Here is a 12,470-nt window from a genome sequence, read left to right as displayed (position 1 = left end):
ACCGGCCGTGGGTCAGGGGGAGGCCGACGTACCGGTGCGGACGGGCATCGCCGTGATCATCGCGGCCAAGGACGAAGCGGCGCGGATCGGTCCGACCGTCGAGGAGGCCAGAGGGCTCCCCGGCGTGGACCTCGTGGTCGTGGTGGACGACGGTTCCACCGACGCCACCGTCACGCGTGCGCTCGACGCCGGCGCACGCGTGCTCAGGCACCGGCGCAACCGGGGCAAGGGCGCGGCCATGCAGACCGGGGCCGAGGGCGTGCGCCTGATCGAACAACGCGAGTCCGGCGACGGCACCGCCGCGCGCGAACCGCGCCACCTGCTCTTCCTCGACGCCGACCTCGGAGCCACGGCGGCCGACGCCGCCCCCCTGATCGAACCCGTCCGCCAGGGGCACGCGGACATGGCGATCGCGCTCTTCCCCGCCACCCGGCTGCGCCTGGGCGGCCACGGGTTCGTGGTGCGTCTGGCCAGGGGCGGGGTGCTGCGCGCCACCGGATGGGAGCCGGAACAGCCGCTCAACGGGCAGCGCTGCATCACCCGCGCCGCGTTCGACGCCGCCACGCCGCTCGCCCGGGGCTTCGGGGTCGAGACGGGGCTGACCATCGACGTGCTCCGCGCCGGCTTCCGCGTGGTCGAGGTGGAGGTGCCGCTGGAGCACCGCGCCACCGGTACCGACCTGCGGGCCCAGATCCACCGCGCCCGCCAGTTCACCGATGTGGCCAGGGCGCTCGCCGCGCGCGAACTGCGGCCGACCCTGCGGCGCCGGTGGGACCGCGTCCGGGGACGCGCGGTCGCCACTCCAGGCGAGCTGTCCCGAAAAATCATCCCAATGATCCACGGGAATCGCTCGGAGTAGCCCCATGGGCGCGTTGCGTAGCGCTACGCTCGCGCTGTGTTCACTACGATCCTGGCTTCGATAGGCATGCTCGCGGGCCTGGGCGGGCTCATCTGCGGCGCATACGCGCTGACCAGGGCCCGAGCGGTCACCAGCGACTCCCAGGCACTCGCCGACCGGGCGGCCGCGGTCGGCGCGGCGGGCACCGACCCGCGGGCGGTCCGGGACGTGGCCGTGCTCCACTACGACGCCCTCGAGGAGATGTCGGGCGCCCGGTCGTTCTCGCTGGCGCTGCTCAACAGCGACGGCGACGGAGTGGTGCTCACGTCCATCAACGGGCGGACCGAGTCGCGTACCTACGCCAAGGAGATCACCCGCGGCGACGCCGAGACCCTGCTCAGCCCCGAGGAGTACCGGGTCATCCGGTCCGCGCGCCTGGGCGACGGCGTCGGCGCGGGGGTCCCGGTCACGGTGCCCCGGCCGACACCGACCGGCGACGCCGCCCAGGACGGCGGAGCCCCGGAAGACCAGCGGGTCACGGTCCTGCCCGGCGAGGGGGAATCGGAGGCCGCCGGGGCCGACACCGCCGCCGAGGGTGCCGGGGGCACGGCGGAGAGGGGCGCGCGGGAGCCGCTCGACGGCACGGCCGAGGAGGGTTCCGACGGGCGGGGCGGCACGGAGGCCGGGGGGCCGTCGGAGGCGGAAGCCGCGGCCGGCCCCGGCGGGCCGGACGGCGCCGACGGCGGCACCGGCGGTGAGCGTGCGCGCGGTGAGCGGACCGCTGCCGCCCGCGCCGGACGCGACGCCGCCCCCGCCCGTCCCCGGCGCGACCGCCCCCGCGACGGCCGTCCCGTATAACCTGAACAGCATGCCCAACCGTTACGCCTACCTCGGCCCCGAGGGCACCTTCACCGAAGCCGCGATGCGCGATCTGCGCCCGGACGCGCCCGACGAGGCGCGTATCCCGTGTGACGGTGTCGCCTCCGTCTTCGACGCGGTCCGCTCGGGGGCGGTGGACGGCGGTGTCGTCCCGCTGGAGAACTCGGTCGAGGGCGGGGTCACCGCCACGATCGCCGAGCTCATCAACGGCGAGCCGCTGCTCATCACCGGGCAGACCGCCGTGCCGGTGGAGTTCGCGCTCTTCGCCCGCCCGGGCACCGCCCTGGAGGACGTCAAGCGGGTGGCGACCCACCCGCACGCCCTCGCCCAGTGCCGGGGCTGGCTCGCCCAGCACCTGCCGGACGCCGACACCCACACCGTGTCCTCCACGGCCGCCGCCGCGCGCACCGTGGCCGAGCCGGGCGCCCCCTTCGACGCCGCGATCTGCGCGGTGTTCGCCGGGGAGCGGTACGGGCTGCGCGCCCTGGCGGGCAGTGTGGGCGACCGCTCCGACGCCGCCACCCGGTTCATCTACCTGTCGCGGCCCGGCCCGCTGCCCGAACCCACCGGCGCCGACCTGACGTCGCTGGTCGCCTTCATCGCCGACGACCACCCGGGCGCCCTGATCGAGGTCCTCAACCAGTTCGCGGTGCGCGGGGTCAACCTCACCCGGCTGGAGTCGCGCCCCACCGGCGACCGGCTGGGCAACTACTGCTTCTGCATCGACGCCGAGGGACACGTCGGCGAGGCCCGCGTCGGCGAGGCCCTCATGGGCATCCGCCGGGTCTGCCGCGACGTGCGCTTCCTGGGCAGCTATCCGCGCAGCGGCCGCACCGAGGACCTCGACCCGCCGCTGCGGCCGCGCCCCACCACCGACGCCGACTTCGCCGAGGCCGAGCGCTGGCTCGCCCGGATCCGCTCCGGCCAGGTCGACTGAGCGGTCGGGTCAGCAGACCTCGTACTGCTCCTCGCCGTCGGCGGCGTCGAAGACCCACTCCTCCTTCGCGGCCCGCCGCAGCTCCAGGTACAGCGCCAGCCGCAGCGCGGTGTCCTCGGGACGCACGCTGTCCAGGGCCTCCAGGGCCTCGTTGAGCTCCTCGGTGGTCATGTCGCGCAGTGCCTTCACGGTCGTCCTCCTCCGCAGTCGCCGTACGGCCGGACGGTCCCGCCGCCGGCCCCCTCGTGGAATGGACGGCGCTGGTGCCCTGCCATGACGCGACTGGGGGAAAAGATGTCGGGCCCGGCGGGCCCTGACGGTAACCTGCTTGACGTGATCGACCTTCGCGCTCTCCGAGATGACCCCGAACGACTCCGTGCCTCGCAGCGGGCCCGAGGCGAGGACCCCTCCGTCGCCGACCGCCTGCTCGAACTGGACTCCGGCCGCCGTGCCGCGCTGACCCGGTTCGAGACCCTGCGCGCCGAGCAGAAGAGTGTGGGCAAGTCGGTCTCCAAGGCCTCGGCCGAGGAGCGCGAGGAGCTGCTCACCCGGGCCAAGGCACTGTCCGCCGACGTCAAGGAGGCCGAGGCGGAGGCGGGCCGACTCGGCGACGAGCTGAACGCCGCGCTCGCGCGGGTGCCCAACCTCGTGCAGGAGGGCGCCCCCGAGGGCGGCGTCGACGACTTCCGCGTCATGGAGACCGTGGGAGCGCCGCGCGAGTTCGACTTCACCCCGCGCGACCACCTGGAACTGGGCGAGATGCTCGGCGCCATCGACATGGAGCGGGGCGCCAAGGTCTCCGGGGCCCGCTTCTACTTCCTCACCGGCGTGGGCGCGCAGCTGGAGCTCGCGCTGCTCAACATGGCGATGAACCAGGCCGTCCAGGCCGGCTTCACGCCGATGATCCCGCCGGTCCTGGTCAAGCCCGAGACCATGGAGGGCACGGGCTTCCTGGGCGAGCACTCCGACGAGATCTACCACCTGCCCGCCGACGACCTGTACCTGGTCGGCACCTCCGAGGTGCCGCTGGCCGGGTACCACGCCGCCGAGATCCTGCCCGCCGACGACCTGCCCAACCGGTACATCGGCTGGTCGCCGTGCTTCCGCCGGGAGGCCGGTTCCTACGGCAAGGACACCCGGGGCATCATCCGGGTCCACCAGTTCAACAAGGTGGAGATGTTCGTCTACGCCCACCCGGACACCGCCGACGAGGAGCACCTGCGGCTGCTCGCGTGGGAGCGGGAGATGCTGGACAAGCTGGAGCTGCCCTACCGCGTGGTGGACATCGCCGGCGGCGACCTGGGGACGAGCGCGGCCCGCAAGTACGACTGCGAGGCGTGGGTGCCCACCCAGGAGACCTACCGGGAGCTCACCTCCACGTCGAACTGCACCGACTTCCAGGCCCGGCGCCTCAACGTGCGCTTCCGCGGCGAGGACGGCAAGCCCCGCTTCGCCGCCACGCTCAACGGGACGCTGGCCACGACCCGCTGGATCGTCGCGATCCTGGAGAACCACCAGCGCGAGGACGGCTCCGTGGTCGTGCCCGAGGCGCTGCGCCCGTACCTGGGCCGCGACGTCATCGAGCCGGTCGCGCCCGCCAAGAAGGGCTGACCCCGCGAGGTCGCCGAGAAGCCGCAGAGGCCCGTCCTGATCCGGGACGGGCCTCTGCTGCGTGTGCGGACCGCTACAGGTAGGGACCCGAACCGGCGGTCGGCTCCTCCCCGAGGCCGCCCTGGCCCTGCAGGCCCGCCACACCGGGCGGCAGGGCCTTGCGCATGTTCTCCAACTGGGCGCGAGCAGCCATCTGCTGGGCGAACAGGGTCGTCTGGATGCCGTGGAACAGTCCTTCCAGCCACCCGACGAGCTGGGCCTGCGCGATGCGCAGTTCGGCGTCGCTGGGCGCCGATCCCTCGGCGAAGGGCAGGGTGAGCCGCTCCAGCTCCTCGATCAGCTCGGGAGCGAGACCGTCCTCCAGTTCCTTGATGGAGGACGTGTGGATCTCCTTGAGACGGGCACGGCTGGCCTCGTCGAGCGGGGCCGCCTTCACCTCGTCGAGGAGCTGGCGGATCATGCTGCCGATCCGCATCACCTTGGCGGGCTGCTCCACCATGTCGGCGAGGGTGCGGGGCTCCTCGGAGACCTCCTCCGACTCGCCGGTGTGCTCATCGGACCCCATCACCAGCACCTGGGGGTGTTCTTTCTGGTCGTCTGCGCTGCTCATCAGTCCCCTTCAGCGAATGTCGTCGGCGCGTCGTCAGCGGGTGAGAAGGATCTTGCCGGTGTGCGCGCTCGACTCCATGACTCGGTGTGCCTCCGCCGCGTCCCTGAGGGGTACCTCGCGGTCCACGACGGGTCGGATGGTTCCTTTTTCTACCAACGGCCACACTTGTTCGAGTACTCCCGCGGTGATGGCCGCCTTCTCGGCGGCGGGCCGTGAGCGCAGTGTGGTGGCGTGGACCGACAGGCGCTTGGCGAGCATACGCCCCAGGTCGGCCTCCGCCCTGCGGCCTCCCATGAGGCCGATGATGACCAGTCGGCCGTTGGTGGACAGTGAACGCAGGTTGGCGTCCAGGTAGGACCCGCCCATGATGTCGAGGATCAGGTCGGCGCCGCCCTCGGCGCGCACCCGCTCGGTGAAGTCCTCGGTGCGGTAGTTGATGGTGATGTCGGCGCCGAGTTCGCGGCAGCGCTCCAGCTTGGCGTCACTGCCCGCGGTGACCGCCACCCGGGCTCCGAGGGCACGGGCGAACTGGACGGCGAACGTGCCGATGCCGCTGCCCCCGCCGTGCACGAGGAGGGTCTCCCCCTCCCTCAGGCCGCCCACCATGACCAGGTTGGACCAGACGGTGCAGGCCACCTCGGGCAGCGCGGCCGCCTCGACCAGGCCGACGCCCTTCGGGACGGGCAGGAGCTGACCGACGGGGACGGCGACCCGCTCGGCGTAGCCCCCGCCGGTCAGCAGCGCGCAGACGGGGTCGCCCACGCCCCAGCCGGACTCCTCGGTGCCGGGGCCGAGGGCGGCCACGGTGCCCGAGCACTCCAGGCCGGGGTACTCCGAGGCGCCGGCCGGAGGCGGGTAGTTGCCCTGGCGCTGGGCGACGTCCGCGCGGTTGACCGCGCTGGCGGCGACGTCCACCAGGACCTCGCCTTCGGCGGGGACCGGGTCGGGCACCTCGGTCCAGGACAGGACGTCGGGTCCTCCGGGCTCTGGGATACGGATCGCGTACATGACGCAGACAGTACCCAGCGCGACGCCGCGCTACATCGTCGGATTGCTCTGTTCACGCCCCCTTCGATGATGCTTTGCTGTGCTTGTGCGGGTAGGAGTGCACACGGGGTCCCCGACGCTCCTCCCCGCGGAGCACGCGCCCCCCACACGGCTCAACCCCTCAACGCAGGAGAACGACGGTGGCAGACCAGCAACACAGCGGTCCGGGCGGCGGTCCCGACGAGGGGACCGACCCGACGGTCGAGGAGCGCTCCGAGTCGCCCCGGGGCCCGTCGCAGGACGACCCTGAGGAGCCCGGCGAGACGGCCACCGAGGTCACGCGGCTCCCGGCGTCGGCCACTCCCTCGCCCCGGGAACAGTGGTTCGGGGGCTTCGACGGCGCGGCCCCGCCTCCGCCGCCCTACGCCCGACTGCCCGAGGACGGCTCCGACGACGACGGCTCCGCCGAGGACGCCTCTGACGTGGACACTCCGCCCTCGGGGTCGGCCGGTCCGACCGAGGGGTCCCCGCCGCCCGAACCGGGGACGGGCGTGGCCGCGCCGCCGCCGACCGGGGAGGACCAGGAGTCCGACCCGCCGGAGGAAGAGCTGCGCGGCGGCACGGTACGGCTTCTGCCCGGCCCTCGCGGCCGGCGCCCCATCCGCTCCACCCGTCCCACGCGTTCCGGCGGGGACGCCCCGGACCCGCTCGGTCCCAGGAAGCTGCGCGGCGACTCCGACGTACCCGAACCTGAGCAGCTTCCCCCGCTGGAGACCGAGCGCGTCGAACTCCCGGGTGCGACACCGCGGGGCCCGGCCGCTGACGCCGGCGCCGCCCGCCCCCTCGGCGGCGGCTCCGACCACCGGGAGCGGCAGGAGGAGGACGGGACCCTTCCGCTGGCCCCCGGCACCGGGTCGTCCACGGTGCCCGCCCCGCCTCCGGAGGCCCCGGCCGCGTCGAGCCCGTGGGCGCCCTCGGCGGCCGGGCCCCGCAGCGGCTCCGCGGCCCCGTCCACCCCCGTCGGCCCGCCGCCCGGACGCCCGTGGGACCAGGGGCGACCCGCGGCCGAGCCCGGTGAGACCTCGGACTCGCTCAACGCCGCCACCCTGGTCCGCAACCGGCGCCAGGGCCCCAGCACCGGCTGGCGCAGGGCCGTGCACACCGCCACCCTGGGCCTGGTCAACCCGGGCGAGTCGGCGCGGGTGCTGCAGCGGCGCGAACTGGTCGCCCGGGCCTCCACCCCGGTCGCCTCCGGGCACCACCGAGTGGCCGTGCTCAGCCTCAAGGGCGGTGTCGGCAAGACCACGACCACCGTCGCCCTCGGCTCCACGCTCGCGTCGCTGCGCGGCGACCGGGTCCTGGCCGTGGACGCCAACCCGGACCGCGGCACGCTGTCGGACAAGGTGCGCCTGGAGACCGCCGCGACCATCCGCGACCTGCTCAACGAGCGGCACCTCGTGGCGCGCTACGCCGACATCCGCGGCTTCACCTCCCAGGCGCCCAGCCGTCTGGAGATCCTGGCCTCGGACCGCGACCCCGCGGTGTCGGAGGCCTTCAGCGACGCCGACTACCGTGAGGTCGCGCGGATCGTCGAGCACTTCTACTCCATCTGCATCACCGACTGCGGTACCGGACTCCTGCACTCGGCGATGCGCGGGGTCCTGGGCCTGGCCGACCAGGTCGTCCTGGTCAGCTCGGCGTCCGTGGACGGGGCGCGCAGCGCCAGCGCCACGCTCGACTGGCTGGAGGCGCACGGCCACGGGCCGCTCGTGCGGGGCGCGGTCGTGGTGCTGTCCATGGTGCGTTCCAACAGCAAGAGCAGCGTCGACCTGGGACGGCTGGAGGAGCACTTCGCGGGACGGTGCCGCGCCGTGGTGCGGGTTCCGTGGGACGGGCACCTGGAGGAGGGCGCCGAGGTGGACCTCGAACAGCTGGCGCCCGCGACCAGGGAGTCCTACCTCCAGCTCGCCGCGTCGGTGGGCGAGGCCTTCGGCCGGTAGCCGTGGGGGACAACGCGCGGAGGGGGCGCCTGCCCGGCTTCCGGCCCGTCCCTGTCCGACAATGGAGACGAGGGAAGGGTTGAGGATGAACGCACAGGAACGCCCGCCCGCGGTGGTCGTCGGCGTGGACGGCTCACCCGCCGCCCGTGCCGCCCTGCTCTGGGCGGCCGACGAGGCGGACCGGCGCCGGGAGACGCTGAGGATCGTGCACGGTATGGGGTTGGCGTCGAAGCTGGGCGTCCACCCCCTGCCGGACCGCGCCGCGGTGGAGGAGGAGCTGCTGGAGGACGGCCGTTCGCTGCTCGCCGAGAGCGTGGACGCCGTCCGCCGGGCCAGACCGGAGGTGGAGGTGGTCGACGTCCTGGCGGGGGACGACGCGCCCGCCGTCCTCCTCGACGACGCCCGGCACGGGGACGTGATCGTGGTCGGCTCGCGCGGGCTCGGCGGGATCAAGGCGATCATGCTGGGCTCGGTGAGCGCGCGGACGTCCTCGCACGCGCCCTGCCCCGTGGTGGTGGTCCCGGACACCGGCCGGCCGCGGTCGCGGCGGGGGCGGATCGTGGTGGGCGTGGACGGCTCGGACTCCTCCCACCGCGCGCTGCGCTTCGGTCTGCGGGAGGCGCTGGTCAGCGGGTCCGAGGTGGTGGTCGTCAACAGCTGGGAGGTGCCGCTGCCCGCGGACGCGGACTCGCTGTCGGTCGACGCGCAGTCGCTGCACGAGGAGGTGTTCGACCGCCAGTCGGAGGAGGTCGTCGCCGGGGTGCTGGCCGAGGTGATCGACGACAGCACCGAGGACCTGGAGATCAGCGCCGTGCGGATGCAGGCCAACCCGGTGGAGGCGCTGCTCAAGGCCGGGGAGGACGCGGATCTGATCGTGGTGGGCTCGCGCGGTCGGGGCGGGGTCCGGGGGCTGGTGATGGGATCGGTCAGCCAGGGGGTGCTGCACCACGCGCGCGTCCCGGTCGCCGTCCTGCCGCCGCACTCGGACGAGACCGAGTGACCCTGGGCGTGGGGTCCTTCGGCCCTGTGCCGCTCCCACACCCGGATGTTGAACTGTCTCATGATGGGCCATGTACTTCAGGGGAGGAAAAATGGCAGACGGCGAACGCTCAGCCCATGTCGTGGTGGGTTATGACGGGTCCGACCACGCCAACGCGGCGGTCGAGTGGGGTGCGGTCGAAGCGGTCCGCAGGGGGGTTCCGCTCCGGCTCGTACACGCGTTGGGCATGCCGCTGATCGTGTCCGCCTACGGGGGCCCGGTGCGCTTCGAGCCGACGGATGAGATCCGTGGGCACGCCACGAAGGTTCTGGCGGTGGCGGCCGAGCGGGCCCGCACGGCCGCACCCTCGGTGGCCGTGGAGACGGTGACCACGTTGGAGGACCCGCCGCTGGCGCTGCTGCGCCAGAGCCACCCGGGCGACCTGATCGTGGTGGGAACGCGCGGGCTGGGCGGTGTCGCGTCGATGGTCGTCGGATCGGTGAGCGTGCGTGTCGCCACCCAGGCGCCGTGCCCCGTCGTGGTGGTGCCGACGAGCGACGGTGGCAAGCCTCCGACGACGGCGCTCGACAAGATCGTGGTGGGCGTGGACGGCGGAGCGAACTCCCGCCGTGCCCTGGGCCTGGCGATGAACCTGGCCGAGGAGTCCGGCGGCGAGGTCGTGGTGGTCCACAGCTGGGAGATCCCGTTCGCCTACGACCCGGTCGCGCTGACCGCGTCGGGGTGGCAGCCCCAGGAGGAGCTGTTCGAGGAGCAGTCCGAGAAGCTGGTCGCGGAGCTGCTGGCCGACGTGGTGGACCAGCGCCGCGAGGACTCCGAGGTGACGGTGAGCGTCGTGCGCTCGAAGGCCCGGCCGTCCGAGGCGCTCCTGGAGGCGGCCACGGGCGCGGACGCCATCGTGGTGGGATCGCGCGGGCGCGGCAGCGTGCGGGGCCTGCTCCTGGGGTCGGTGAGCCAGACGGTGCTGCACCACTCCCCGATCCCGGTGGTGGTCCTGCCCAGGCACGCGGACGAGGAAGACGAGTAGGAGCCGGAGCCGGGGCCTCGCGCGGGAGCGCGGGGGCCGCGCCGTGTCCGCGCGGGGGTGCGCGACCCGATCAGTCGGGCGCGGCCGTCGTGGGATGAACGACGAAGGCCGGTGGTCGGGCGGGCCGTGTGCACCATAGGTGCAACGGCCCCGGACCACCGGCCTTCACCGTGTCTGTCCCACGTCGCTGACCTGCTGCGATGGTGGGTTGTGGCGGAGGGTGTGGGATTTGAACCCACGAAGCCCCGTCAAGGACTTGGTGCTTTTCAAGAGCACTGCACTCGGCCGCTATGCGAACCCTCCCGGGGAGAGCGGATCTCCGCCAGCCATGGTAGCCCACGACGCCGCGATCGCGGCGCCGTGGGCGGTCCGTCAGCCGGTGAGGGCGGTCCACCGGTCGGTGAGGCCGCGTCGGCCGGTCTCGGTCAGCGAGCCGAACACGTGCAGGCGGGACAGGCCGCCGTCGGGAAAGACGTCCGTGCGCACGTGGGTGACGGTCACGGGCGCGTCCAGGACGAAGCGGTGCACGCTGTCCGGCTGCAGACGCGTGCGGCCCACGATCTCGAACCACGTGTCCGGGTCGGTCCCGGCGTCGCGTCCCAGGATGGTGACCCAGCCCGCGGAGTTGCCCTTGAGGTAGGCGGTGTCCAGCTCGAGGGCGCGGACCGAGGCCTGCGCGGTGAGCCGGAAGCGCACCCAGTCGTTGCCGTGGTCGCGGCGGCGGCGGTTCTCCCAGCCGTCGTCCATCTTCGCCGAGCGGCCCGGCGTGATGATGTTCTCCGGCGGGGAGTAGAAGCGGTCCGAGGCGTCCTCGACGACGCCGCCGTTCTCCAGGGCGGCCACGTCGAAGCCCTCCAGGGCGGAGAGCCACGCGGGGTCCACGACCGACTCCCCGTACACGCGCAGGCGTGCCACACCGCCGTCCGGGAACTGCTTGAGGCGCAGGTGGGTCCAGCGGCGCTCCTGGGCGACCTCGAAGCCGTTGGCCGCGTGCCCGTACACGTACGTGCGGGGTACCAGCTCGGTCCACGCGGCGGCGAGCAGCTCCTCCGTGGAGGGCGTGCCCTCCAGGTGGGCGGCCTCGACGCTGATCTCGCGCGGGTGGTTGCCGCGGAAGTGCGCGGTGTCCACGACCAGCCCGCGGACGACCCCGGGCAGGCCCAGCCGGACGAGCGCCCAGTCGTGGTCGTCGTCGGTGGGGTGCGGCTGCTCGGCGCTCGCGCCGCGGCGGCGCCGGGTCTCCCACCCGTCCATGACCTTGCCCTTGTGGCCGAACGCGTGCGGGTCGAACACCGCCGGTCCGGTCTTGAGGAGGTTCTCGCGCTGGGCGAAGAACTCGTCGTTGGCGGCGACGACTCCGCCACCCAGTCGGCGATCGGCGAGGTCGACGAAGGCGGAGAAGTCGAGCTTCGTGTCCCTGTAGTCGGCGAACGGGTCGCCGCCCTGGTACGGCTGTGCGTTGTAGGCGCTCGGATCGACGGGCTGGGTCGCGGTCATGCTTCTCCCGAGAGGTCGGTGGATCGGACTCTTCCAAGAGTGACAGGGAGAATTGATCACGTCCATCGAGACTTTTCGATCAGTATGTTCAGCTGAACTGAACGTTTGAGTGGGCGATCCCCTGGGCCGTCTCGGTGAGGTACCGGGTGACCTGGACGATCTGCGGGCGTCGGCTGGCGCCCGCGCGCACGGCGGTGACCACGTGGCGGCGGGGCTGGTCGGCGGCGAGCACGCGCAGGGCGACGCCCGGTGCGTGCTCCGGCGCGGCCAGGCGGGGGAGCAGCGCGGTCCCCATGCCCGCCGCGACCATGTCCAGGATGGCCCGCCAGTCGGCCGCCACGTGCGCCTGCCGGGGTGCGAAGCCGGCCTGGGCGCAGGCGGACACGGTGATGTCGTGCCAGGGTCCGGCGTCGCCGTAGATCCAGGGCTCGTCGGCGAGGTCGGCCAGGCGCAGTCCGGGGGCGTTGGCCAGCCGGTGGTGCGCGGGCAGGGCGACGTCGAGGGGGTCGGTGAGCAGCTCCGTGCGGTCGTAGCGGCCGTCCTGGCCGGTGGGGGCCTCGGCGGCCAGGGACAGCCCGATGTCGATCTCCCCCGCCGCGAGGAGGTCGTAGACCTCCGCCGCCTCGGCCTGGTGGACCCGGACGGTCAGTCCCGGGTTGTCGCGGCGCACGGCGGTGAGCGCGGGTACGACCAGCGAGGGGATGGCGGTCGCGAACGACCCCACCCGGACGTGGCCGGACTCGCCGCGCGCGAAGCCGTCGAGTTCGGCCTCGGCCCGTTCGAGCTGGGCCAGGACCAGGTCGGTGTGGCGCAGCAGGACGTGCGCGGCGTCGGTCAGGCGGACGCGGCGCCCGTGGGCCTCCAGGAGGGGAACGCCGACCTGGGCGGCGAGCGAGGAGAGCTGTTGGGACACCGCGGACGGTGTCATGTGCAGGGCCGTGGCGGTGGCCCTGACGGTGCCCAGCTCGTCGAGCGTGCGCAGGACGCGCAGTTTGCGTAGGTCCCAGTCGGTCATTCCCCAGAACTACCATTCAGCTCGGCTTAACGGGCGGCATCGGGGGATGTGCGGTCAGGGTGGTGGCACCGG

Annotated in this window: 12 protein-coding genes and 1 tRNA gene; 7 read left to right on the top strand and 6 right to left on the bottom strand. The window is 73.4% G+C overall.

Annotation, left to right across the window (positions count from 1 at the left end; genetic code table 11):
* Nucleotides 1-7: 7 nt before the first annotated feature.
* From M1P99_RS10725 to pheA, 3 genes are read left to right on the top strand one after another with little or no spacing between them, the layout of a single operon-like run.
* On the top strand, nucleotides 8-859 hold the full coding sequence (locus M1P99_RS10725) for a glycosyltransferase (protein ID WP_304452505.1): 852 nt from the start codon (nucleotides 8-10) through the stop codon (nucleotides 857-859).
* A 36-nt stretch (nucleotides 860-895) separates the two neighbouring features.
* Entirely contained in the window at nucleotides 896-1,696 is an 801-nt protein-coding gene (locus M1P99_RS28635) for a DUF4446 family protein (protein ID WP_369696540.1), read from the top strand.
* Nucleotides 1,697-1,706: 10 nt separating this feature from the next.
* Nucleotides 1,707-2,654: a prephenate dehydratase gene (pheA, locus tag M1P99_RS10715; RefSeq protein ID WP_304452504.1), complete on the top strand. Its 948-nt coding sequence runs from the start codon at nucleotides 1,707-1,709 to the stop codon at nucleotides 2,652-2,654.
* A 9-nt stretch (nucleotides 2,655-2,663) separates the two neighbouring features.
* Here pheA and M1P99_RS10710 read toward each other — a convergent pair whose 3' ends face one another.
* On the bottom strand, nucleotides 2,664-2,843 hold the full coding sequence (locus M1P99_RS10710) for a hypothetical protein (RefSeq protein WP_304452503.1): 180 nt from the start codon (nucleotides 2,841-2,843) through the stop codon (nucleotides 2,664-2,666).
* A 144-nt stretch (nucleotides 2,844-2,987) separates the two neighbouring features.
* Here M1P99_RS10710 and serS point away from each other — a divergent pair, with 144 nt between their 5' ends.
* Nucleotides 2,988-4,265, top strand: coding sequence for a serine--tRNA ligase (serS, locus tag M1P99_RS10705; protein ID WP_304452502.1), 1,278 nt, complete (start codon nucleotides 2,988-2,990; stop codon nucleotides 4,263-4,265).
* A gap of 73 nt (nucleotides 4,266-4,338) precedes the next feature.
* On the opposite strand, the gene M1P99_RS10700 is transcribed toward serS, so the two are convergent.
* Nucleotides 4,339-4,875, bottom strand: coding sequence for a bacterial proteasome activator family protein (locus M1P99_RS10700; protein WP_304452501.1), 537 nt, complete (start codon nucleotides 4,873-4,875; stop codon nucleotides 4,339-4,341).
* Between the two features lie 33 nt (nucleotides 4,876-4,908).
* Nucleotides 4,909-5,883 carry an NAD(P)H-quinone oxidoreductase gene (locus M1P99_RS10695; RefSeq protein WP_304452500.1) on the bottom strand — a complete coding sequence of 325 codons (975 nt, stop codon included), beginning with the start codon at nucleotides 5,881-5,883 and terminating at the stop codon, nucleotides 4,909-4,911.
* Between the two features lie 179 nt (nucleotides 5,884-6,062).
* Here M1P99_RS10695 and M1P99_RS10690 point away from each other — a divergent pair, with 179 nt between their 5' ends.
* From M1P99_RS10690 to M1P99_RS10680, 3 genes are all read left to right on the top strand, one after another.
* The gene (locus M1P99_RS10690; protein WP_304452499.1) at nucleotides 6,063-7,862 is read left to right on the top strand and encodes a MinD/ParA family protein; all 1,800 of its coding nucleotides are present in this window, start codon (nucleotides 6,063-6,065) and stop codon (nucleotides 7,860-7,862) included.
* A gap of 85 nt (nucleotides 7,863-7,947) precedes the next feature.
* On the top strand, nucleotides 7,948-8,862 hold the full coding sequence (locus M1P99_RS10685; protein WP_304452498.1) for a universal stress protein: 915 nt from the start codon (nucleotides 7,948-7,950) through the stop codon (nucleotides 8,860-8,862).
* A gap of 91 nt (nucleotides 8,863-8,953) precedes the next feature.
* A complete protein-coding gene (locus M1P99_RS10680) occupies nucleotides 8,954-9,886 on the top strand; it encodes a universal stress protein (RefSeq protein ID WP_304452497.1) in 933 nt (310 codons plus the stop codon).
* Nucleotides 9,887-10,097: 211 nt separating this feature from the next.
* On the opposite strand, the gene M1P99_RS10675 is transcribed toward M1P99_RS10680, so the two are convergent.
* The 3 genes from M1P99_RS10675 to M1P99_RS10665 form a co-directional block, all read right to left on the bottom strand.
* Nucleotides 10,098-10,189, bottom strand: a tRNA-Ser gene (locus tag M1P99_RS10675).
* Between the two features lie 69 nt (nucleotides 10,190-10,258).
* Nucleotides 10,259-11,383 (bottom strand): allantoicase, encoded by a 1,125-nt coding sequence (alc, locus tag M1P99_RS10670; RefSeq protein ID WP_304452496.1) that lies wholly within the window; start codon nucleotides 11,381-11,383, stop codon nucleotides 10,259-10,261.
* 88 nt (nucleotides 11,384-11,471) lie between these two features.
* Nucleotides 11,472-12,398: a LysR family transcriptional regulator gene (locus M1P99_RS10665; protein ID WP_304452495.1), complete on the bottom strand. Its 927-nt coding sequence runs from the start codon at nucleotides 12,396-12,398 to the stop codon at nucleotides 11,472-11,474.
* Nucleotides 12,399-12,470: the final 72 nt, after the last annotated feature.

It is taken from the genome of Nocardiopsis sp. YSL2 (assembly GCF_030555055.1).
Lineage (GTDB): Bacteria > Actinomycetota > Actinomycetes > Streptosporangiales > Streptosporangiaceae > Nocardiopsis.
This window is presented reverse-complemented; position numbering and strand designations above follow the sequence as displayed.

Excerpts from the sequence above, each read along its gene's own strand:
- pheA (WP_304452504.1), top strand. The coding sequence starts at position 1,707 with ATGCCCAACCGTTACGCCTACCTCGGCCCCGAGGGCACCTTCACCGAA.
- M1P99_RS10700 (WP_304452501.1), bottom strand. The coding sequence starts at position 4,875 with ATGAGCAGCGCAGACGACCAGAAAGAACACCCCCAGGTGCTGGTGATG.
- M1P99_RS10695 (WP_304452500.1), bottom strand. The coding sequence starts at position 5,883 with ATGTACGCGATCCGTATCCCAGAGCCCGGAGGACCCGACGTCCTGTCC.
- M1P99_RS10685 (WP_304452498.1), top strand. The coding sequence starts at position 7,948 with ATGAACGCACAGGAACGCCCGCCCGCGGTGGTCGTCGGCGTGGACGGC.
- M1P99_RS10680 (WP_304452497.1), top strand. The coding sequence starts at position 8,954 with ATGGCAGACGGCGAACGCTCAGCCCATGTCGTGGTGGGTTATGACGGG.
- alc (WP_304452496.1), bottom strand. The coding sequence starts at position 11,383 with ATGACCGCGACCCAGCCCGTCGATCCGAGCGCCTACAACGCACAGCCG.
- M1P99_RS10665 (WP_304452495.1), bottom strand. The coding sequence starts at position 12,398 with ATGACCGACTGGGACCTACGCAAACTGCGCGTCCTGCGCACGCTCGAC.